The 19,129-nt window shown below is 68.1% G+C and carries 27 protein-coding genes; 24 read left to right on the top strand and 3 right to left on the bottom strand.

Going from position 1 to position 19,129, the window contains the following annotated elements; genetic code table 11:
* Window positions 1-63 precede the first annotated feature (63 nt).
* Window positions 64-522, bottom strand: coding sequence for a DUF4190 domain-containing protein (locus VLF38_RS12060; RefSeq protein ID WP_325271509.1), 459 nt, complete (start codon window positions 520-522; stop codon window positions 64-66).
* Between the two features lie 18 nt (window positions 523-540).
* The gene (locus VLF38_RS12065) at window positions 541-1,908 is read right to left on the bottom strand and encodes an MFS transporter (RefSeq protein WP_325271510.1); all 1,368 of its coding nucleotides are present in this window, start codon (window positions 1,906-1,908) and stop codon (window positions 541-543) included.
* A gap of 84 nt (window positions 1,909-1,992) precedes the next feature.
* Between VLF38_RS12065 and VLF38_RS12070 the strand changes: the two genes are divergently transcribed.
* Complete coding sequence (locus VLF38_RS12070; RefSeq protein WP_325271511.1) at window positions 1,993-2,766, top strand: DUF3027 domain-containing protein; 774 nt, start codon at window positions 1,993-1,995, stop codon at window positions 2,764-2,766.
* A 76-nt stretch (window positions 2,767-2,842) separates the two neighbouring features.
* Here the strand turns inward: VLF38_RS12070 and VLF38_RS12075 are convergent, their stop codons facing one another.
* Window positions 2,843-3,112, bottom strand: coding sequence for a DUF2530 domain-containing protein (locus tag VLF38_RS12075; RefSeq protein ID WP_325271512.1), 270 nt, complete (start codon window positions 3,110-3,112; stop codon window positions 2,843-2,845).
* Between the two features lie 72 nt (window positions 3,113-3,184).
* On the opposite strand from VLF38_RS12075, the gene VLF38_RS12080 reads away from it, so the two are divergent.
* From VLF38_RS12080 to VLF38_RS12190, 23 genes are all read left to right on the top strand, one after another.
* Window positions 3,185-4,624 (top strand): NCS2 family permease, encoded by a 1,440-nt coding sequence (locus VLF38_RS12080; RefSeq protein WP_325271536.1) that lies wholly within the window; start codon window positions 3,185-3,187, stop codon window positions 4,622-4,624.
* 157 nt (window positions 4,625-4,781) lie between these two features.
* Window positions 4,782-6,056 (top strand): MFS transporter, encoded by a 1,275-nt coding sequence (locus tag VLF38_RS12085; protein WP_325271513.1) that lies wholly within the window; start codon window positions 4,782-4,784, stop codon window positions 6,054-6,056.
* A 174-nt stretch (window positions 6,057-6,230) separates the two neighbouring features.
* On the top strand, window positions 6,231-6,602 hold the full coding sequence (gene rpsL, locus VLF38_RS12090; RefSeq protein ID WP_107700762.1) for a 30S ribosomal protein S12: 372 nt from the start codon (window positions 6,231-6,233) through the stop codon (window positions 6,600-6,602).
* A 1-nt stretch (window position 6,603) separates the two neighbouring features.
* Window positions 6,604-7,074, top strand: coding sequence for a 30S ribosomal protein S7 (rpsG, locus tag VLF38_RS12095; protein WP_107700761.1), 471 nt, complete (start codon window positions 6,604-6,606; stop codon window positions 7,072-7,074).
* 72 nt (window positions 7,075-7,146) lie between these two features.
* Window positions 7,147-9,261: an elongation factor G gene (fusA, locus tag VLF38_RS12100; RefSeq protein WP_325271514.1), complete on the top strand. Its 2,115-nt coding sequence runs from the start codon at window positions 7,147-7,149 to the stop codon at window positions 9,259-9,261.
* Window positions 9,262-9,331: 70 nt separating this feature from the next.
* Window positions 9,332-10,525, top strand: a complete 1,194-nt coding sequence (gene tuf, locus VLF38_RS12105) for an elongation factor Tu (protein WP_107700759.1) — start codon at window positions 9,332-9,334, stop codon at window positions 10,523-10,525.
* Window positions 10,526-10,641: 116 nt separating this feature from the next.
* Window positions 10,642-11,454 (top strand): tRNA (guanosine(46)-N7)-methyltransferase TrmB, encoded by an 813-nt coding sequence (gene trmB, locus VLF38_RS12110; RefSeq protein ID WP_325271515.1) that lies wholly within the window; start codon window positions 10,642-10,644, stop codon window positions 11,452-11,454.
* Window positions 11,455-11,456: 2 nt separating this feature from the next.
* A complete protein-coding gene (locus tag VLF38_RS12115) occupies window positions 11,457-11,885 on the top strand; it encodes a PaaI family thioesterase (RefSeq protein ID WP_325271516.1) in 429 nt (142 codons plus the stop codon).
* Between the two features lie 428 nt (window positions 11,886-12,313).
* Window positions 12,314-12,622, top strand: coding sequence for a 30S ribosomal protein S10 (gene rpsJ / locus VLF38_RS12120; protein WP_008360994.1), 309 nt, complete (start codon window positions 12,314-12,316; stop codon window positions 12,620-12,622).
* A gap of 11 nt (window positions 12,623-12,633) precedes the next feature.
* Window positions 12,634-13,293: a 50S ribosomal protein L3 gene (gene rplC, locus VLF38_RS12125; RefSeq protein WP_107700757.1), complete on the top strand. Its 660-nt coding sequence runs from the start codon at window positions 12,634-12,636 to the stop codon at window positions 13,291-13,293.
* On the top strand, window positions 13,290-13,904 hold the full coding sequence (gene rplD / locus VLF38_RS12130) for a 50S ribosomal protein L4 (RefSeq protein WP_107700756.1): 615 nt from the start codon (window positions 13,290-13,292) through the stop codon (window positions 13,902-13,904). The genes rplC and rplD overlap by 4 nt, the downstream gene beginning before the upstream one ends.
* Before the next feature lie 2 nt (window positions 13,905-13,906).
* Window positions 13,907-14,209: a 50S ribosomal protein L23 gene (rplW, locus tag VLF38_RS12135; RefSeq protein ID WP_325271517.1), complete on the top strand. Its 303-nt coding sequence runs from the start codon at window positions 13,907-13,909 to the stop codon at window positions 14,207-14,209.
* On the top strand, window positions 14,209-15,045 hold the full coding sequence (rplB, locus tag VLF38_RS12140) for a 50S ribosomal protein L2 (RefSeq protein WP_325271518.1): 837 nt from the start codon (window positions 14,209-14,211) through the stop codon (window positions 15,043-15,045). The genes rplW and rplB overlap by 1 nt, the downstream gene beginning before the upstream one ends.
* A complete protein-coding gene (rpsS, locus tag VLF38_RS12145; RefSeq protein ID WP_107700753.1) occupies window positions 15,045-15,326 on the top strand; it encodes a 30S ribosomal protein S19 in 282 nt (93 codons plus the stop codon). The genes rplB and rpsS overlap by 1 nt, the downstream gene beginning before the upstream one ends.
* Window positions 15,323-15,721, top strand: coding sequence for a 50S ribosomal protein L22 (gene rplV / locus VLF38_RS12150; protein WP_325271519.1), 399 nt, complete (start codon window positions 15,323-15,325; stop codon window positions 15,719-15,721). The genes rpsS and rplV overlap by 4 nt, the downstream gene beginning before the upstream one ends.
* Window positions 15,722-15,723: 2 nt before the next feature.
* Window positions 15,724-16,557 (top strand): 30S ribosomal protein S3, encoded by an 834-nt coding sequence (gene rpsC, locus VLF38_RS12155; protein WP_325271520.1) that lies wholly within the window; start codon window positions 15,724-15,726, stop codon window positions 16,555-16,557.
* Between the two features lie 4 nt (window positions 16,558-16,561).
* A complete protein-coding gene (rplP, locus tag VLF38_RS12160) occupies window positions 16,562-16,981 on the top strand; it encodes a 50S ribosomal protein L16 (protein ID WP_305028049.1) in 420 nt (139 codons plus the stop codon).
* The gene (gene rpmC, locus VLF38_RS12165; protein ID WP_107700749.1) at window positions 16,981-17,211 is read left to right on the top strand and encodes a 50S ribosomal protein L29; all 231 of its coding nucleotides are present in this window, start codon (window positions 16,981-16,983) and stop codon (window positions 17,209-17,211) included. The genes rplP and rpmC overlap by 1 nt, the downstream gene beginning before the upstream one ends.
* On the top strand, window positions 17,211-17,486 hold the full coding sequence (gene rpsQ, locus VLF38_RS12170; RefSeq protein WP_188783976.1) for a 30S ribosomal protein S17: 276 nt from the start codon (window positions 17,211-17,213) through the stop codon (window positions 17,484-17,486). Before rpmC ends, rpsQ begins: the two co-directional genes overlap by 1 nt.
* 124 nt (window positions 17,487-17,610) lie before the next feature.
* Window positions 17,611-17,979, top strand: a complete 369-nt coding sequence (gene rplN, locus VLF38_RS12175; RefSeq protein ID WP_107700747.1) for a 50S ribosomal protein L14 — start codon at window positions 17,611-17,613, stop codon at window positions 17,977-17,979.
* 3 nt (window positions 17,980-17,982) lie between these two features.
* Window positions 17,983-18,333, top strand: coding sequence for a 50S ribosomal protein L24 (rplX, locus tag VLF38_RS12180; protein WP_229662791.1), 351 nt, complete (start codon window positions 17,983-17,985; stop codon window positions 18,331-18,333).
* On the top strand, window positions 18,333-18,893 hold the full coding sequence (gene rplE, locus VLF38_RS12185; protein ID WP_107700745.1) for a 50S ribosomal protein L5: 561 nt from the start codon (window positions 18,333-18,335) through the stop codon (window positions 18,891-18,893). Before rplX ends, rplE begins: the two co-directional genes overlap by 1 nt.
* A 1-nt stretch (window position 18,894) precedes the next feature.
* The gene (locus VLF38_RS12190) at window positions 18,895-19,080 is read left to right on the top strand and encodes a type Z 30S ribosomal protein S14 (RefSeq protein ID WP_010831721.1); all 186 of its coding nucleotides are present in this window, start codon (window positions 18,895-18,897) and stop codon (window positions 19,078-19,080) included.
* The last annotated feature ends 49 nt before the right edge of the window (window positions 19,081-19,129 follow it).

Raw genomic sequence — 19,129 nt, forward strand, 5'->3', positions numbered from 1 at the left:
GCGTACGGCTCGTCAACGAGCCGGTCTGCGTCGGCTGCGCCCTCTGAGCGCAGCCGACGTCGGTCAGCAGCCGTCGCCGAAGCAGTCGGTGGCGAACATCGCGACGATGAACCCGCCGATCACGAGGATGAAGAGCGCCGAGATCACGGCGCCGATGATGCCCATGATGAAGCCCGCCTGAGCCATGCCCTCGCCGGCCAGCTGGCCCTGCGAGTCGCGGATCTTCCGCTTCGACGAGCGGCCCAGGAAGATCGCGATGATCGACGGGATGATGCCGATGCCGTACCCGCACATCATCACGAGACCCAGGATGCCGAGCACCATCGCGCCGATGGCGGTGCCGTCGGTCGGCGCGCCCGCGGCGTAGGGGTGGGGCTGGCCGTACGCCGGGGGCAGGGGCGGCACCGGCGGCGGGGTCATGGCGGACCCGGCCGGATCAGCGCCGTACGGGGGGTGGGTCGGTGGGGTGGTCGGCTCGTTCGGCGGGGTCTCCGGCGAACGCGGGTACTCAGGCGTGCTCATGCACGCATCCAAACACGCTCAGGGACGTCGCGCGGGCCGGTTGGGGTTGGTGACCACGACGGTCACCGTCCAGGCGGCGAGGATCGCCACCGCGATGCCGAGACCCAGGCGGGGCTGGAGCGGCATCGCGATGCCGATGCCGCCGCCGACCACCCAGGCCAGCTGGAGGAGCGTGTCGGAGCGGGCGAAGGCGCTGGCCTGCACCCGCTCGGGGACGTCACGCTGGATGGTGGAGTCGAGAGAGAGCTTGGACAGCGACTGGGCGAGGCCCGCGGTGAGGCCGAGCGCGATCAGGGGCAGGAGCCCGTAGAAGAGCGCGGCGACCAGGGTCATCACCGTCGCCCCCAGCAGGGCGAGCACGACGGTCACTGCCGGGTTGAGTCGGCGGGAGAGGGAGGCGAGCGCGATGCCGAGGGTGTTGCCGACGCCGGCGGCGCCGATGACCAGGCCCAGGAGGATCTCGGGCCGTGCGCTCCAGCCCGCGACTGGGTGCTCGCGCAGCAGGAACGCCATGAACATGGTCAGGAAGCCCGACAGCCACCGAGGCCCGCAGTTGGCACGGAGGGCGAAGGCGACCGCCGGGGGAATGCGCGGGCTCCGCTGCGCAGCCGCCGGCTCCACCGTGGGAGCGGACGGGCCCGCCAGCAACTCGAGCCGCACCTCGCCGGCGGCCGAGTCGACCCGCGCGGGCAGCCGGATCGCCAGGATCGTCGCCACCACGAAGACGGCGAACGCATAGCGGAGTGACCACTCGGCGCCGAACCACGCGGCCAGGCCGGCGATGGGGGCCGAGACGGCGGCGCCGATCACGCCGGCGAGGGAGATGCGCGCGTTGGCCTTGACCAGCGTGACGCCGGGCGGCACCAGCCGGGGAGCGGCCGCCGCCTTGGTGACGCCGTAGGCCTTCGATGCGACGAGAACGCCGAGGGCAGCCGGGAAGAGCCACTTCGACTCAGTCGCCACGGCGGTCGCCAGCGACCAGCAGAGGAACGCGCGCACCGCCATCGTCGACCCGATCGCCCAGCGGCGGCCGTGGCCGACGCGGTCGAGGAACGGCCCGATCAGCGGGGCGAGCACGGCGAACGGCAACATCGTCAGCGCGAGGAACAGGGCGACCTGCCCCCGCGCCTCGCCGGTCGGCACCTGGAAGAAGAGCGTGCCGGCCAGGGAGATCGCGACCGCGGCGTCGCCGGCGGCATTGGAGGCATGCAGCGCGATGAGCCGGGAGAGGCCCGACTGGCCGGCTCCCTCGGCGGTGGCGGCGCGCTGGGCGGCCCCGTAGGTCGCCCGTCCGGCCCGGCCCACGTTGCGCACCGTGCCCCGCGCCGCCGACCCCGCGACGCGGCGTACACCCTGGCCCGTGCGTCGGGGCTGCTCGCCTGTCATGGGCCCATCCTTCCCCACGGCGCCGACACCCCGCTGGACAACCCGGCGCGACAACGTCCGGGGCGATGGTGGACAATCCACGTCGTGACCGCGACCACCGCCACGAGCGACACCGTCCTGACGGCTGCCGTCGACCTCGCGCGCGAGGTCCTCCTCGAGCAGGCCGACCGCGCGGACGTCGGCGACGCGATCGCCGCCGTCACCGAGGGCGACCACGTCGTCACCCACCACTTCGACTGCCTGCGCGCCGGCTACCGCGGCTGGCGGTGGTCGGTGACCGTCGCCCGCGCCGAGGGCAGCGACACGGTCACCGTGGACGAGGTCGTCCTCCTGCCCGGTGACGACGCGATCGTCGCCCCGGAGTGGGTCCCCTACAAGGACCGGATCCGCCCGGGCGACCTCTCTCCCGGTGACCTGCTGCCTGTCGAGGACGACGACCCGCGTCTGGTCCCGACGTACTCCGTCGGCGACGACCCGCTCGACCCCGACGCGACCGCACAGGTCCGCCAGGTCGCGAAGGAGCTCGGCCTCGGCCGGGTCCGCACGCTGTCGCGCGAGGGCATCGACCTCGCCGCGCAGCGGTGGTACGACGGCGACAGCGGCCCCGAGGCGCCGATCGCCCAGTCGGCTCCCGCCAAGTGCTACTCCTGCGGCTTCCTGCTGCGGATCGCGGGCTCGCTGGCGGAGACGTTCGGCGTGTGCGCCAACGGCAATGCCAACGACGACGGCCGGGTGGTCGCCTTCGGCCACGGCTGCGGTGCGCACTCCGAGGCGCAGCTGTCGAAGAAGCAGCAGCCGCTGCCTCCGGCCGACCACGCGCACGACACGATCTCGACCGACGAGCTCGACACCATCTGATCCGTCCCGTCGAAACCCGGGTTCTGGCGCGTCAAAACCCGCCTTCTGGCGCGTCGAGTCGCGGGTCCGGGCAGTCTCAGGCTCGGCGCGCGCGCCGCTTGCGGCAGATCTCGATGCCGAAGAGCCCCAGGCCGAAGCCGGCCATGCAGGCCCACAGCCACCAGAGCCGGCCCGACTCCTCGAGGCTCCCGTAGAACGGCAGCATCGCGAGGAACGCGACCAGCCAGAGCACCGTGCCGATCTCGACGGTGCGGACGCCGTCGAGATCGAGCGGCTCGACGTCCGCGACGAGGTAGGTGCGGTTGCCGATCTCGTGCACGGTCGGCTGCTCGTCCAGGGGGTCCACGTCGTGCAGCCTAGACCGCTGCCGGTGCTGGTGGCGCGGGGTGCACGTCTGAAAGAGTGTGCGCCCGTGAGCATGATCGACAGCTACTTCAAGATCACCGAGCGCGGATCGACCCTCGGTCGGGAGGTGCGGGGCGGCATCGTCACCTTCCTGACGATGGCCTACATCATCGTGCTCAACCCGATCATCCTGCTGCAGGGCGTCGACATCGACGGCGAGAAGCTCGCGGGTGGTGACGCCGCGGCGATCGCGGCCGCGACCGCGCTTGCTGCTGGCGTGCTGACCCTGCTGATGGGCGTGGTCGCCAACTACCCCCTGGCGCTCGCGACCGGCCTCGGCCTGAACGCGTTCGTCGCCTTCTCGATCGCCAGCCAGATGACGTGGGCGGATGCGATGGGGCTCGTGGTGATCGAGGGCCTGGTGATCCTGGTCCTCGTGCTGACCGGCTTCCGCGAGGCGGTCTTTCGGGCGGTTCCCGCCCAGCTCAAGGTCGCCATCTCGGTCGGCATCGGCCTCTTCATCGCGCTCATCGGCCTCGTCGACGCCGGCTTCGTACGCCGGACGGGTGCGGGCCCCGTGCCCGTCGAGCTGGGCATCGCGGGGCAGCTGCGTGGCTGGCCGGTGCTGGTCTTCGTGCTCGGTGTGGTGCTGCTGATCGCGCTCTACGTGCGGAAGGTCCGCGGCGCGATCCTGATCTCGATCGTCGCCACCACCCTGCTCGCGATCGTGGTGGAGACGGTGACCGACACCGGCTCGTCGGTGACCGGTGTCGACGACGACGGCAACCTCCTGGTCAACCCGGTCGGGTGGAACCTCAACGTCCCCGCCTGGCCCTCGGACGTCGTCGGCCTCCCGGACCTGCAGCTGATCGGCCACTTCAACCTGCTCGGCTCCTGGCAGCACGCCGGTGTCGTCACGGTCGTGCTCTTCGTCTTCACCCTGATGCTCGCCGACTTCTTCGACACGATGGGCACGATGACCGCGATCGGTGCCGAGGCCGGCCTGCTCGACGACGAGGGCAACCCGCCCAACACCCGCCGGATCCTCGTTGTCGACTCGATCGCCGCTGCGGCCGGTGGAGCCGCAGGCGTCTCGAGCAACACGTCGTACATCGAGTCGGCGTCCGGCGTCGCCGAGGGTGCGCGCAGCGGTCTGGCCAGTGTCGTCACGGGCCTGCTCTTCCTGCTGGCGGCGTTCTTCGCCCCTCTGGTCGCGATCATCCCCAACGAGGCGGCCGTCCCCGCGCTGGTCCTGGTCGGCTTCCTGATGATGCAGCAGGTCACCGGCATCGCCTGGGACGACCTCGAGATCGCCATCCCGGCGTTCCTGACGATCGTCCTGATGCCGTTCACCTACTCGATCAGCGCCGGCATCGGAGCCGGCTTCATCGCGTGGGTGCTGATCAAGCTGAGCGTGGGCAAGGCGCGCGAGGTGCACCCGCTGATGGCCGCGGTCGCCGCCCTCTTCGTCGTGTACTTCGCGATCGGCCCGATCACCTCCTGGCTCACCTGACGCCCACACCATCCGTACGCCGCGTGGCCGCCCTCCTGCCCCAGGAAGGCGGCCACTGCGCATCCCGGTGACCGGAATAGTCGGCGTCGCCAAGGAGTTCTGCCGACGTGACTCCTGCCCCTACCTCGGTCGAGCTGCCGGCTGCGCTGCCGCCTGCATGAGCCCGACCTTCCGCTCGCTGTCGAACTCCAACTACCGCCGCTATGCCCTCGGCGGCGTCGTGTCCAACGTCGGCACGTGGATGCAGCGGATCGCCCAGGACTGGCTGGTCCTGCTGCTCTCCGGCGGCAGCGGTGCCGCGATCGGCATCGCGACGGGTCTGCAGTTCCTGCCGTTCCTGCTGGTGATGCCGTTCGCCGGCCTGGTCGCTGACCGCGTCCCCAAGCAGCAGCTCCTGCAGCTGACGAACGCGCTCATGGCGGTCCCGGCTCTCGTCCTGGGTGGGCTCACGATCACTGGGCTCGCCGAGGTGTGGCACGTCTACGTTCTCGCGCTGCTGCTCGGCATCGGTGCCGCCTTCGATGCCCCGGCCCGTCAGGCGTTCGTGTCCGAGCTGGTTGCCAAGGACGAGCTGACCAACGCGGTCGGCCTCAACTCCGCGAGCTTCAACGCCGCTCGTCTCGTCGGGCCGGCCCTCGCCGGCCTGCTGATCGCTGCGCTCGGCGGGGGAGCGACGGCGACCGGCTGGGTGATCCTGCTCAACGGCCTGAGCTTCGTCGCGCCGATCTGCATGCTGCGGCGCCTCGACGCGTCCCGGATCGCCCAGGCTCCGCCACTGGCGCGCGGGCCCGGTGCGATCCGCGAGGGAATCGGCTACGTCCGCAGCCGTCCGGACCTGCTCCTCGTGATGGCGGTTGTCTTCTTCGTCGGCGCCTTCGGCCTCAACTTCCAGCTGACGTCGGCGCTCATGGCCACGGAGGAGTTCGGGGTGGGGCCGCGCGAGTACGGCCTGCTCGGCTCGTTCCTCGCTGTCGGCAGCCTGAGCGGCGCGCTTCTGGCGGCGCGGCGCACGGAGGTGGGCCACCGCCTGGTCGTCGGCGCAGCCCTCGCCTTCGGCGCCCTGTTGGTCGTCGCCGGCTTCGCCCCGTCGTACCTTGCATTCGCGCTGCTCGCCCCGCTGCTGGGACTGACGGCGCTGACGATGATGACCGCCGCCAACGCCTTCGTGCAGCTGCACACCGAGGCCGCTGTCCGCGGCCGGGTGATGGCGCTCTACCTGATGATCCTCATGGGCGGTACTCCGGTCGGCGCGCCGCTCGTGGGCTGGTTCGGCGAGCTGTGGGGCGCGCGTTCGACGCTCTGGATCGGCGGCGGGGTGAGCATCGTGGGAGCGCTCGGAGCAGCCGCGGTCTTCGGTCGCCGCACGCCTCCGGCATCGGGCGGTTCATCGGACGCCGAGACCCCGGTCAGGGCTTCCCTTGCGCGCTTTTGACCCTCGCGTGACAGCGCCGTAGGCTGACTCCTCGTGTCTGGCATGCCCAGGCCGATTCGCCTGCCCGGAAACGTGGCAGGTCGGGCACCACCGCCTCCGAGCGGCAGTTCCCGAAACTTACCGCCCGCGCAGAGCGTGCTGGCGTGAGAGAGAACAAAGAAAGGGAACCAACCGGTGCCCACTATTCAGCAGCTGGTCCGCAAGGGCCGCCAGGACAAGGTGTCGAAGACCAAGACGCCTGCCCTGAAGGGTTCGCCGCAGCGCCGTGGCGTCTGCACGCGCGTCTACACGACCACCCCCAAGAAGCCGAACTCCGCCCTCCGCAAGGTCGCCCGTGTGCGCCTGAGCTCGGGCGTCGAGGTCACGGCCTACATCCCCGGCGTCGGCCACAACCTGCAGGAGCACTCGATCGTGCTCGTGCGTGGTGGTCGTGTGAAGGACCTTCCGGGTGTCCGCTACAAGATCATCCGCGGCTCGCTCGACACGCAGGGCGTGAAGAACCGCAAGCAGGCCCGTTCGCGCTACGGCGCGAAGAAGGAGAAGTGACATGCCTCGTAAGGGTCCCGCTCCTAAGCGTCCGATCGACAACGACCCGGTCTACGGTTCGCTCGTCGTCTCCCAGCTCGTCTCCAAGGTCCTGATCGACGGCAAGAAGGCGACCGCCCAGCGGATCGTCTACACCGCCCTCGAGGGCTGCCGCGAGAAGACCGGCACCGACCCGGTCGTCACGCTCAAGCGCGCGCTCGACAACGTCAAGCCCGCCATCGAGGTCAAGTCCCGCCGCGTCGGCGGTGCGACCTACCAGGTCCCGATCGAGGTCAAGGGCACGCGTGGCACGACGCTCGCGCTCCGCTGGCTCGTCGGCTACTCGCGCGACCGCCGCGAGAAGACGATGGCCGAGCGCCTGATGAACGAGATCCTCGACGCGAGCAACGGCCTCGGCGCCGCTGTGAAGAAGCGTGAGGACACCCACAAGATGGCCGAGTCCAACAAGGCCTTCGCGCACTACCGCTGGTGATCGTCGGCGGGGCGTGCCTCCGGGTGTGCCCCGCCACCCACCGACCCGACTTCCTAAGGAACGCGAACCACAGTGGCTGTTGACATCACCACGGACCTCAGCATCGTCCGCAACATCGGCATCATGGCGCACATCGATGCCGGTAAGACCACCACCACCGAGCGCATCCTCTTCTACACCGGTATCTCGTACAAGATCGGTGAGGTCCACGAGGGCGCAGCCACGATGGACTGGATGGAGCAGGAGCAGGAGCGCGGCATCACGATCACGTCGGCCGCGACGACCTGCTGGTGGAAGAACCACCAGATCAACATCATCGACACCCCGGGTCACGTCGACTTCACCGTCGAGGTGGAGCGTTCGCTCCGCGTCCTCGACGGCGCCGTCGCCGTCTTCGACGGTGTCGCCGGTGTCGAGCCCCAGTCCATGACCGTGTGGCGCCAGGCGAACAAGTACAACGTCCCGCGTATGTGCTTCGTCAACAAGCTCGACCGCACCGGTGCTGACTTCTACCGCGTCGTCGAGACGATCGTCTCCAAGCTCAACGCGACCCCGCTCGTGCTGCAGCTCCCCATCGGTGCCGAGGGCGACTTCATCGGCGTCGTCGACCTGGTCGAGATGAACGCCAAGGTGTGGCGTGGCGAGACCAAGCAGGGCGAGGACTACGTCGTCGAGGAGATCCCCGCGGACCTGGCCGACAAGGCTGCGGAGTACCGCGAGAAGCTCGTCGAGACGCTCGCCGAGGGTGACGACGAGACCATGGAGGTCTACCTCGAGGAGGGCGACGTCTTCGACGTCCCCACCCTGAAGGCCGCCATCCGTCGCGCGACCCTCGCCGGCAACCTGAACCCGATCCTCACCGGCACTGCGTTCAAGAACAAGGGCGTCCAGCCGCTGCTCGACGCGGTCATCGACTACCTCCCGTCGCCGCTGGACGTCGAGTCCATCGTGGGCCACTCGCCCAAGGACGAAGAGGTCGAGATCGCGCGCAAGCCCTCTGCTGACGAGCCGCTCTCCGCGCTCGCCTTCAAGATCGCGACCGACCCGCACCTCGGCAAGCTGATCTTCGTGCGCGTCTACTCCGGCAAGCTGGAGGCTGGTTCGACGGTCCTCAACGCCTCCAACGGCAAGAAGGAGCGCATCGGCAAGGTCTACCAGATGCACGCCAACAAGCGTGAGGAGATCGCCGCGGTCGGCGCCGGCCAGATCGTCGCCGTCATGGGTCTCAAGGAGACCAAGACCGGCCACACGCTCGCTGACCCGTCCAACCCGGTCGTCCTCGAGTCGATGACGTTCCCGGCCCCGGTCATCGAGGTCGCCATCGAGCCGAAGACGAAGTCCGACCAGGAGAAGCTCGGCGTTGCCATCCAGCGCCTCTCCGAGGAGGACCCGACCTTCGTCGTCAAGACGGACGAGGAGACCGGCCAGACCATCATCGCCGGCATGGGCGAGCTCCACCTCGACATCCTGGTCGACCGCATGAAGCGCGAGTTCAAGGTCGAGGCCACCGTCGGCAAGCCGCAGGTCGCCTACCGCGAGACCATCCGTGGCACCGTCACCGGTCACAGCTACACGCACAAGAAGCAGACCGGTGGTACGGGTCAGTTCGCCAAGGTGCTCATCAACGTCGAGCCGAACATCAACCCCGAGACCGGTCTCGGTGCGGGCTACCTGTTCGAGAACACCGTCACGGGTGGCCGCGTCCCGCGCGAGTACATCCCGTCGGTCGACGCTGGTGCGCAGGACGCCATGCAGTACGGCATCCTGGCCGGCTACCCGATGGTCGACATCAAGGTCACGCTGACCGATGGTGCCTACCACGACGTCGACTCCTCGGAGCTCGCGTTCAAGATCGCCGGCAACCAGGCCTTCAAGGAGGCCGCACGCATGGCCAAGCCGGTCCTGCTGGAGCCGATGTTCGCCGTTGAGGTCACGACCCCCGAGGACTACCTCGGCACCGTGATCGGCGACATCAACTCCCGCCGTGGCCAGATCCGCGCGCAGGAGGAGCGTCACGGCGACCTCGTCGTGTCGGCCCTCGTGCCGCTGTCTGAGATGTTCGGGTACGTTGGTGACCTGCGGTCCAAGACCTCTGGTCAGGCCTCGTACTCGATGGAGTTCGACTCGTACGCCGAGGTTCCCACGAACGTCGCCGACGAGATCATCAAGAAGGTCCGCGGCGAGTAATTCGCCAACGGCACTTCGGCACTGCACCATTCAACGAGTCAAGTAACAAACACACCCAGGAGGAGCCCCAGTGGCTAAGGCGAAGTTCGAGCGGACGAAGCCGCACGTCAACATCGGCACGATCGGTCACATCGACCACGGTAAGACGACTCTTACCGCGGCGATCACCAAGGTGCTGCACGACGCGTACCCGGACCTGAACCCGTTCACGCCGTTCGACGAGATCGACAAGGCTCCGGAGGAGCGTCAGCGCGGTATCACCATCTCGATCGCGCACGTCGAGTACCAGACCGAGGGTCGTCACTACGCCCACGTTGACTGCCCCGGTCACGCGGACTACATCAAGAACATGATCACCGGTGCCGCCCAGATGGACGGCGCGATCCTGGTCGTGGCCGCCACCGACGGTCCGATGCCGCAGACCCGTGAGCACGTTCTGCTCGCCCGCCAGGTCGGCGTCCCCGCCCTGGTCGTCGCGCTCAACAAGTGCGACATGGTCGACGACGAGGAGCTCATCGAGCTCGTCGAGATGGAGGTGCGCGAGCTCCTCTCCGAGTACGAGTTCCCGGGCGACGACATCCCGGTCGTGCGCGTTGCCGCCTTCCCGGCGCTCAACGGCGACGAGAAGTGGGGCCAGTCGGTCCTCGAGCTCATGGCTGCCGTCGACGAGTACATCCCCCAGCCCGAGCGTGAGACGGACAAGCCGTTCCTCATGCCGGTCGAGGACGTCTTCACGATCACCGGTCGTGGCACCGTCATCACGGGTCGTATCGAGCGTGGCATCGTCAAGGTCGGCGAGGAGGTCGAGATCATCGGCATCCGCGAGGTCGCCCAGAAGTCGACCGTCACCGGCGTCGAGATGTTCCGCAAGCTCCTCGACGAGGGCCAGGCTGGCGAGAACGTCGGTCTCCTGCTCCGTGGCACCAAGCGCGAGGACATCGAGCGCGGCATGGTTGTCATCAAGCCGGGCACCACGACTCCGCACACCAACTTCGAGGCCTCGGTCTACATCCTCTCGAAGGAGGAGGGCGGCCGTCACACGCCGTTCTTCAACAACTACCGTCCGCAGTTCTACTTCCGTACGACTGACGTGACCGGCGTTGTGACCCTGCCCGAGGGCACCGAGATGGTCATGCCGGGTGACAACACCGAGATGTCGGTCGAGCTCATCCAGCCCATCGCCATGGACGAGGGCCTTCGCTTCGCGATCCGTGAGGGTGGCCGCACCGTCGGCGCCGGCCGGGTCACCAAGATCACCAAGTGATCTGACCTGAAGCACTGAAGACCCCCGGCCTCCGCGAGGAGGTCGGGGGTCTTCGCCATTTCCGGGTGGATCGCGATTCGGGGAGGGCGCGGGGCCGCGCCTAGACTCGCCCCGCCATGAACGACCTCGCACCCGATGCCAGCGCCGCCGAGAAGCCGGCCTCCTTCGACACGAAGGGCAAGCTGGCCCGCAGCCGCAACGCATCACCGGAGTCACGACCCGGCGTCGAGCTGAGCGAGGACGGGCGTCCGCTGCGCGGCGTCCTCTCGTACTCCCGCCGCGGCAGCCGGTTCACCCAGAAGCAGGCCGAGGCGTGGGAGCGCCTGGCAGGGGAGTGGGTCATCGGGCCCGAGCAGGTCATCGACGTCGCCGTTCCCCTCGACATCAACGAGCACTGGTTCGGCCGCGAGGCTGCGCTGTACGTCGAGATCGGCTCGGGCAACGGCGAGCACGTCGCGCAGTACGCCGCGGCTCACCCGGACGTGAACGTCCTCGCGTTCGAGGTCTGGCTGCCCGGGGTGGCGGACACGCTGATCAAGCTCGACGAGGTGGGTGCGACCAACGTCCGGCTCTGCACCGTCGACGCCGCATGGTCGATCACCGAGCTCTTCGCGCCCGGCACCATCACCGAGCTCTGGACCCTCTTCCCCGATCCGTGGCACAAGGCCCGCCACCACAAGCGGCGCCTCGTCAACCAGCCGTTCGTGGGCATTGCTTCGTCGCGCCTGGTCGAGGGCGGTCTCTGGCGACTCGCCACCGACTGGCCCGAGTACGCCGAGCACATGCTCGAGGTCTTCGCAACGGAGCCGACGCTCGAGGGCGGGATCGGGGAGCGCTGGGCGGAGCGGCCGGTGACGAAGTTCGAACGACGGGGTCTGGCCGAAGGCCGTGGCTCCGACGACCTGACCTACCGCCGCGCAGGAGTGTGACCGTGGACCTGCAGCTGACCGCCGCGGAGGTCGAGGACCTCATCCATCTCGGCTTCCCGAGCCGGGACCGCTTCCTGCTCGTCGAGGAGGTGGCCCCGGGGCGAGCGCGGATCCGGCTGCCCTTCAGCAAGCGGATGCTCCGGCCGGGCGACGTCCTGTCCGGTCCCTCGCTCTTCACCGCCGCCGACACGGCGATGTACGTCGCCGTGCTCGCGCACTACGGCCCGGAGCTGATGGCTGTCACGAGCACGACGACGATCAACTTCCTCGACAAGGCCGAGCCCGGTGACATCATCGCCGAGGTGCGACTGCTCAAGCGCGGTCGTCGGCTCGCGACGATGGACGTCGAGCTCTTCTCGTCTGCTGAGCCGGCGCGCCTGGTCGCGCACGTGACCGGTTCGTACGCCGTGCCGACTCCGCCGCAGCGCTGACGGCAGCGCGCCCCGGCGTACGGCGTGTCGCCGGTGTGTCGCGGTCCTCGGCGAGGTAGGGCTCATTCGATTTGGACCGACGCTGGAACTCTGACAAGATAGCCCGGTTGCTCCGGCGGGTTGCCGGGGTGCGTCACATCTTGACTACTGAATCGCTCCTCCTGTGAGAAGTCGGTGGTCGTGCGTGTGGCCGCACCGATCCAGGAGACCCGATTCCAGTCCGATAAACCGTCGGACGCACCGCACAACACCACAAGGCCTACCCGGGTCATGCGTTTCGCTGCGCTTGATGTGCGCGACACGCCCGACCGCGGGGGTCGAGCGGGGTGGGGAACAACAGGCGGGACGGCTTCACCCGAAGCCGATCTCGACACAGAACGCAGGTGCCGGCGAAGACCCGGTACTGACACGAAGGACGAGAGAGACCTATGGCGGGACAGAAGATCCGCATCAGGCTCAAGGCCTATGACCACGAGGTGATCGACACCTCCGCGCGCAAGATCGTTGACACCGTCACCCGCACGGGTGCGAAGGTCGCCGGCCCCGTGCCGCTGCCGACCGAGAAGAACGTCTACTGCGTGATTCGCTCGCCGCACAAGTACAAGGACTCGCGCGAGCACTTCGAGATGCGCACCCACAAGCGCCTCATCGACATCATCGACCCCACGCCGAAGACCGTCGACTCGCTCATGCGTCTCGACCTGCCTGCCGGCGTCGACATCGAGATCAAGCTCTGAGGTAGATCGAGATGACTTACGAGCGCAACGTGAAGGGTCTGCTGGGCACCAAGCTCGGCATGACGCAGACCTGGGACGAGAACAACAAGATCGTCCCCCTGACTGTCGTTTCCGCGGCGACCAACGTCGTCACCGCGGTTCGCAAGGTCGAGACCGACGGCTACAACGCCGTGCAGGTCGGCTACGGCGAGATCGACGGCCGCAAGGTGAGCAAGCCGGACGCCGGCCAGTTCGCCAAGGCCGGCGTGACGCCCCGCCGCCACGTGGTCGAGATCCGCACCGCTGACGCCGCTGCCTACGCCGCTGGCCAGGAGCTCTCCGTCGAGACGTTCGCCGCTGGCGATGTCATCGACGTGAGCGGCACCTCCAAGGGCAAGGGCTTCGCCGGTGTCATGAAGCGCCACGGCTTCGCCGGTGTCTCCGCTTCGCACGGTGCCCACCGCAACCACCGCAAGCCCGGTTCCATCGGCGCCTGCGCGACCCCCGGTCGTGTCTTCCGGGGCATGCGCATGGCGGGCCGCATGGGTGGCGACGCCGTGACCACGCAGAACATCACGGTCCACGCGATCGACGCCGAGCGCGGCCTGGTCCTCCTCAAGGGTGCCGTCCCCGGCCCCAAGGGTGGGCTCGTGGTTCTCCGCTCCGCCGCGAAGAAGGAGGCCTCCAAGTGAGCACCCTCAAGGTCGAGCTTCCCGTCGAGATCTTCGACGTCGAGCCGAACATCCCGCTGATCCACCAGGTCGTCGTCGCCCAGCAGGCTGCTGCCCGCCAGGGCACGCACAAGACCAAGACCCGCGCCGAGGTGCGCGGTGGTGGCCGCAAGCCCTACAAGCAGAAGGGCACCGGTCGCGCCCGCCAGGGTTCGACCCGCGCGCCGCAGTTCGCCGGTGGTGGCGTCGTCCACGGCCCGCAGCCGCGTGACTACGACCAGCGCACCCCGAAGAAGATGAAGGTCGCGGCGCTCAAGGGCGCCCTGTCGGACCGCGCCCGCAACGGCCGTGTCCACGTCGTCGACTCCCTGGTCTCCGGTGAGAAGCCGTCGACCAAGGCTGCGATCGCGTCCCTCGCCGGTCTCTCGGAGCGCACCAAGTTCCTGGTGGTCCTCGAGCGTGGCGACAACCTCACCTGGCTGTCGCTCCGCAACGCCGCCAACGTCCACATCATCGCCGTCGACCAGCTGAACACGTACGACGTTCTGCTCTCCGACGACGTGGTCTTCACCAAGGGTGCGTTCGACGCTTTCGTCGCCCCGAAGGCCGCTGCGACCGCTGAGGAGGCCTGAGCATGAGCACCCTGCACAAGGACCACCGCGACATCCTGCTCGCCCCGGTCGTGTCGGAGAAGAGCTACGCGCTCATCGACGCGAACAAGTACACCTTCCTGGTGCACCCGGACGCGAACAAGACCGAGATCAAGATCGCCGTCGAGAAGGTCTTCGGCGTCAAGGTCACCTCGGTCAACACGATCAACCGTGTTGGCAAGACCCGCCGGACCAGGAACGGCCTTGGCAAGCGCAAGGACACCAAGCGCGCCATCGTCAGCCTGGCCGAGGGTCACCGCATCGACATCTTCGGAGGTCAGGCCTGATGGGCATCCGCAAGTACAAGCCGACTACGCCGGGCCGTCGTGGCTCGTCCGTCGCTGACTTCGTTGAGATCACCCGCTCGACGCCGGAGAAGTCGCTCACGCGTCCGCTCCCGAAGACGGGTGGCCGCAACAACCAGGGCCGCATCACGACCCGCCACATCGGTGGCGGTCACAAGCGGGCCTACCGGGTCATCGACTTCAAGCGCTACGACAAGGACGGCGTGCCGGCCAAGGTCGCTCACATCGAGTACGACCCCAACCGCACCGCGCGCATCGCGCTCCTGCACTACGCGGACGGCGAGAAGCGCTACATCGTCGCGCCGAAGGGCGTCACGCAGGGCACCCCGATCGAGGCCGGCGTCAACGCCGACATCAAGCCGGGCAACAACCTGCCGCTGCGCAACATCCCGGTCGGTACGACGGTGCACTGCATCGAGCTCCGTCCCGGTGGCGGCGCGAAGATCGCCCGCTCGGCCGGCATGTCCGCCCAGCTGATCGCTCGTGAGGGCTCGCGCGCCACGCTGCGCATGCCGTCCGGCGAGATGCGCTTCGTCGACGTGCGCTGCCGCGCCACGATCGGCGAGGTCGGCAACGCCGAGCAGTCGAACATCAACTGGGGCAAGGCCGGCCGTATGCGCTGGAAGGGCGTCCGCCCGACCGTCCGTGGTGTCGTCATGAACCCGGTCGACCACCCGCACGGTGGTGGTGAGGGCAAGACCTCCGGTGGTCGCCACCCGGTCTCGCCCTGGGGCAAGCCCGAGGGCCGCACGCGCAAGCGGAAGGCCAGCGACTCCCAGATCATCCGTCGCCGCAAGTCCGGAAAGGGCCGCAAGTAATGCCGCGCAGTCTCAAGAAGGGCCCCTTCGTCGACGGCCACCTGCTCAAGAAGGTGGACGCCGAGAACGAGAAGGGCACCCACAACGTCATCAAGACCTGGTCGCGCCGTTCCATGATCCTGCCGTCCTTCATCGGACACACGATCGCGGTGCACGACGGTCGTAAGCACGTCCCGGTCTTCGTCTCCGACTCCATGGTCGGTCACAAGCTGGGTGAGTTCGCTCCGACGCGTACCTACAAGGGTCACGTGAAGGAAGACCGGAAGGGGAAGCGTCGATGACCGCCGCTGCTCGTACCGCCACCAGCGACCGTCGCAAGTCGCTCCTCGGTGACCAGCCGGGCGCCTTCGCGGTCGCCCGCTTCCAGCGCATCACCCCGATGAAGGCCCGCCGTGTCGTCGACATGGTCCGTGGTCTTCCGGTGGACGACGCCCTGTCGCTCCTGCAGTTCGCGCCGCAGGCTGCCGCCGAGACCGTCTACAAGGTGCTCGAGTCCGCGATCGCGAACGCCGAGACCACCGAGGGCCTCAACGCCGCTGACCTGGTCGTGACCGTGGCCCGCGTCGACGAGGGTCCGACGATGAAGCGCTGGCGTCCGCGTGCCCAGGGTCGCGCGACGCGCATCAACAAGCGCACCTCGCACATCACGCTCGTCGTGCAGCCGAAGGAGGCCTGAGCATGGGTCAGAAGATCCACCCGAACGGATTCCGTCTCGGCATCTCGACCGACCACAAGTCGCGTTGGTACGCCGACAAGCTGTACTCCGCGTACGTCGGTGAGGACGTCGCGATCCGCAAGCTCCTCTCCAAGGGCATGGACCGCGCCGGCATCGCCAAGGTCGAGATCGAGCGGACCCGCGACCGCGTCCGTGTGGACATCCACACGGCCCGCCCGGGCATCGTCATCGGTCGCCGTGGCGCCGAGGCCGACCGCATCCGCGGCGAGCTCGAGAAGCTCACCGGCAAGCAGGTCCAGCTGAACATCCTCGAGGTCAAGAACCCCGAGATCGAGGCTCAGCTCGTCGCCCAGGGTGTTGCCGAGCAGCTCTCCGGTCGCGTGCAGTTCCGTCGTGCGATGAAGAAGGCCATCCAGACCTCCATGCGCTCTGGTGCCAAGGGCATCAAGATCCAGTGCTCCGGTCGTCTGAACGGCGCCGAGATGTCGCGCACCGAGTTCTACCGCGAGGGCCAGGTCCCGCTCCACACCCTGCGTGCGGACATCGACTACGGCTTCTACGAGGCCAAGACGACCTTCGGCCGCATCGGCGTGAAGGTCTGGATCTACAAGGGCGAGGTCGCGGGCACCCGCGCCGAGCGTGAGGCGCAGGCTGCGGCCCGTGCCGGTGCGCCCGGCCGTGGCGGCCGTCCGGCTGGCCGTGGCGGCGACCGTCCGAACCGTGGTTCGCGCGGCGACCGTCCGGCTCGTGGCGACCGCGCCGACGCTCCGGCCGAGGCCACCGCCGCTGTCGAGGCGCCGGCTGCCGAGGCTGCTACCACCGGTCAGGAGGGCTGACGCCATGCTGATGCCGCGCCGTGTCAAGCACCGCAAGCAGCACCACCCCGACCGTCGTGGTGTTGCCAAGGGCGGTACCTCCCTCGCCTTCGGTGAGTTCGGTATCCAGGCCCTCGAGCCGCACTACGTGACGAACCGCCAGATCGAGTCTGCGCGTATCGCCATGACCCGCCACATCAAGCGTGGCGGCAAGGTGTGGATCAACATCTACCCGGACCGTCCGCTCACGAAGAAGCCGGCCGAGACCCGCATGGGTTCCGGTAAGGGTTCGCCGGAGTGGTGGGTCGCCAACGTCAAGGCCGGCCGTGTCATGTTCGAGCTCTCCGGTGTTCCGGAGGACGTGGCCCGCGAGGCGATGCGCCGCGCGATCCACAAGCTCCCCATGAAGTGCCGTTTCATTTCGCGAGAGGCGGGTGAGTTCTGATGGCTACCGCTTTCGAGCTCGACGAGCTGAACAACACTGACCTCGAGGCCAAGCTCCGCGAGGCCAAGGAGGAGCTGTTCAACCTCCGCTTCCAGGCCGCCACCGGCCAGCTGGAGAACAACGGCCGGCTCCGCACGGTCAAGAAGGACATCGCCCGGATCTACACCGTCGTGCGCGAGCGTGAGCTCGGCATTCGCACGTCGCCGGGCGCTACGGCTGAGGAGGCCTGATGAGCGACAACGCCACCACTGAGGCGCGCAACGCCCGCAAGGTCCGCGAGGGCCTGGTCGTCAGCGACAAGATGGACAAGACCATCGTCGTCTCTGTCGAGGACCGCGTGAAGCACGCCCTCTACGGCAAGGTCATGCGTCGCACGATCAAGCTGAAGGCGCACGACGAGAACAACGAGTGCGGCATCGGTGACCGGGTCCAGATCATGGAGACCCGCCCGCTGTCCGCCACCAAGCGTTGGCGCCTCGTCTCGGTCGTCGAGAAGGCCAAGTGACCTGCGGCCGCTGACCCCGGCGTCCGTGCCGGGGTCGGGGGCCGACCCAGATTCCAAAGCAAGTTCGGCAAGGCTCGTTGCCCGCTGAGGCGGCGAGAACCAGCTCGACATCCAGGAGAAATCAATGATCCAGCAGGAGTCGCGACTCAAGGTCGCCGACAACACCGGTGCGAAGGAAGTCCTCTGCATCCGTGTTCTCGGTGGCTCGGGTCGACGCTACGCCGGTATCGGTGACGTCATCGTCGCCACCGTGAAGGACGCGATCCCCGGTGGCAACGTCAAGAAGGGTGACGTCGTCAAGGCCGTCATCGTCCGGACCGTGAAGGAGCGCCGTCGTCCCGACGGTTCCTACATCAAGTTCGACGAGAACGCCGCCGTCATCCTCAAGAACGACGGTGAGCCCCGCGGTACCCGCATCTTCGGTCCGGTGGGCCGCGAGCTGCGCGAGAAGAAGTTCATGAAGATCATCTCGCTCGCCCCGGAGGTGCTGTGAACCATGGCTAAGAACATCAACATCAAGACTGGTGACACCGTCAAGGTCATCGCGGGCAAGGACAAGGGCGCGACCGGCAAGGTCCTCTCCGTCCTGCGCGAGGACGACCGCGTCGTCGTCGAGGGTGTCAACCAGGTCAAGAAGCACGTCAAGGCGATGGCCCAGGGCCAGGAGTCGGGCATCGTGACCGTCGAGGCCCCGATCCACGTCTCGAACGTCATGCTGGTCGAGGGTGACGGCGTCACCCGCATCGGCTTCAAGAAGGTCGAGGGCACCAAGAAGCGTGCCGACGGCTCGACGTACACCGTGGAGCGCTCCGTGCGCATCTCCCGCAAGACGGGGGAGGAGATCTGATGACCGAGACCACCATCCAGCCGCGTCTCAAGACCCGCTACCGCTCGGACATCGTCCCGGCGCTGCAGGCTGAGTTCGAGCTGCCCAACGTCATGCTGGTCCCCGGCCTGGTGAAGATCGTCGTCAACATGGGTGTCGGCGACGCCGCCAAGGACTCGAAGCTGATCGAGGGTGCGGTCAAGGACCTCACCGCGATCACCGGCCAGAAGCCGCTCGTCACCAAGGCCCGCAAGTCGATCGCGCAGTTCAAGCTGCGCGAGGGCATGCCGATCGGTGCGCACGTCACGCTGCGCGGCGACCGCATGTGGGAGTTCCTCGACCGCCTCCTGTCGCTGGCGCTCCCGCGCATCCGCGACTTCCGTGGTCTGAACCCCGGCCAGTTCGACGGTCGTGGCAACTACACCTTCGGTCTCACCGAGCAGGTCATGTTCCACGAGATCGACCAGGACAAGATCGACCGGTCGCGCGGCATGGACATCACCATCGTCACCACGGCCACCACCGACGACCAGGGCCGCGCGCTGCTCAAGCAGCTCGGCTTCCCGTTCAAGGAGAACTGACATGGCGAAGACTTCGCTCAAGGTCAAGGCCGCGCGCAAGCCGAAGTTCGCTGTCCGCGGTTACACCCGCTGCCAGCGCTGCGGCCGCCCGAAGGCCGTCTACCGCAAGTTCGGCCTGTGCCGTATCTGCCTGCGGGAGATGGCTCACCGTGGCGAGCTCCCCGGCGTGACCAAGTCCTCCTGGTGACCAGGTCCCGGATTTCCACCTATCGCTGAAGGTCCGTCCCGCCGCTGAG

The sequence above is a fragment of the Nocardioides sp. genome (assembly GCF_035481145.1).
Taxonomy (GTDB): domain Bacteria; phylum Actinomycetota; class Actinomycetes; order Propionibacteriales; family Nocardioidaceae; genus Nocardioides.

What these genes read in the sequence shown, in the direction of transcription:
- VLF38_RS12060 (WP_325271509.1), bottom strand. Translation starts at nt 522, where the DNA reads ATGAGCACGCCTGAGTACCCGCGTTCGCCGGAGACCCCGCCGAACGAG.
- VLF38_RS12065 (WP_325271510.1), bottom strand. Translation starts at nt 1,908, where the DNA reads ATGACAGGCGAGCAGCCCCGACGCACGGGCCAGGGTGTACGCCGCGTC.
- VLF38_RS12080 (WP_325271536.1), top strand. Translation starts at nt 3,185, where the DNA reads ATGATCGACAGCTACTTCAAGATCACCGAGCGCGGATCGACCCTCGGT.
- VLF38_RS12085 (WP_325271513.1), top strand. Translation starts at nt 4,782, where the DNA reads ATGAGCCCGACCTTCCGCTCGCTGTCGAACTCCAACTACCGCCGCTAT.
- rpsG (WP_107700761.1), top strand. Translation starts at nt 6,604, where the DNA reads ATGCCTCGTAAGGGTCCCGCTCCTAAGCGTCCGATCGACAACGACCCG.
- trmB (WP_325271515.1), top strand. Translation starts at nt 10,642, where the DNA reads ATGAACGACCTCGCACCCGATGCCAGCGCCGCCGAGAAGCCGGCCTCC.
- rpsJ (WP_008360994.1), top strand. Translation starts at nt 12,314, where the DNA reads ATGGCGGGACAGAAGATCCGCATCAGGCTCAAGGCCTATGACCACGAG.
- rplC (WP_107700757.1), top strand. Translation starts at nt 12,634, where the DNA reads ATGACTTACGAGCGCAACGTGAAGGGTCTGCTGGGCACCAAGCTCGGC.
- rplW (WP_325271517.1), top strand. Translation starts at nt 13,907, where the DNA reads ATGAGCACCCTGCACAAGGACCACCGCGACATCCTGCTCGCCCCGGTC.
- rplB (WP_325271518.1), top strand. Translation starts at nt 14,209, where the DNA reads ATGGGCATCCGCAAGTACAAGCCGACTACGCCGGGCCGTCGTGGCTCG.
- rpsS (WP_107700753.1), top strand. Translation starts at nt 15,045, where the DNA reads ATGCCGCGCAGTCTCAAGAAGGGCCCCTTCGTCGACGGCCACCTGCTC.
- rplV (WP_325271519.1), top strand. Translation starts at nt 15,323, where the DNA reads ATGACCGCCGCTGCTCGTACCGCCACCAGCGACCGTCGCAAGTCGCTC.
- rpsC (WP_325271520.1), top strand. Translation starts at nt 15,724, where the DNA reads ATGGGTCAGAAGATCCACCCGAACGGATTCCGTCTCGGCATCTCGACC.
- rplP (WP_305028049.1), top strand. Translation starts at nt 16,562, where the DNA reads ATGCTGATGCCGCGCCGTGTCAAGCACCGCAAGCAGCACCACCCCGAC.
- rpmC (WP_107700749.1), top strand. Translation starts at nt 16,981, where the DNA reads ATGGCTACCGCTTTCGAGCTCGACGAGCTGAACAACACTGACCTCGAG.
- rpsQ (WP_188783976.1), top strand. Translation starts at nt 17,211, where the DNA reads ATGAGCGACAACGCCACCACTGAGGCGCGCAACGCCCGCAAGGTCCGC.
- rplN (WP_107700747.1), top strand. Translation starts at nt 17,611, where the DNA reads ATGATCCAGCAGGAGTCGCGACTCAAGGTCGCCGACAACACCGGTGCG.
- rplX (WP_229662791.1), top strand. Translation starts at nt 17,983, where the DNA reads ATGGCTAAGAACATCAACATCAAGACTGGTGACACCGTCAAGGTCATC.
- rplE (WP_107700745.1), top strand. Translation starts at nt 18,333, where the DNA reads ATGACCGAGACCACCATCCAGCCGCGTCTCAAGACCCGCTACCGCTCG.
- VLF38_RS12190 (WP_010831721.1), top strand. Translation starts at nt 18,895, where the DNA reads ATGGCGAAGACTTCGCTCAAGGTCAAGGCCGCGCGCAAGCCGAAGTTC.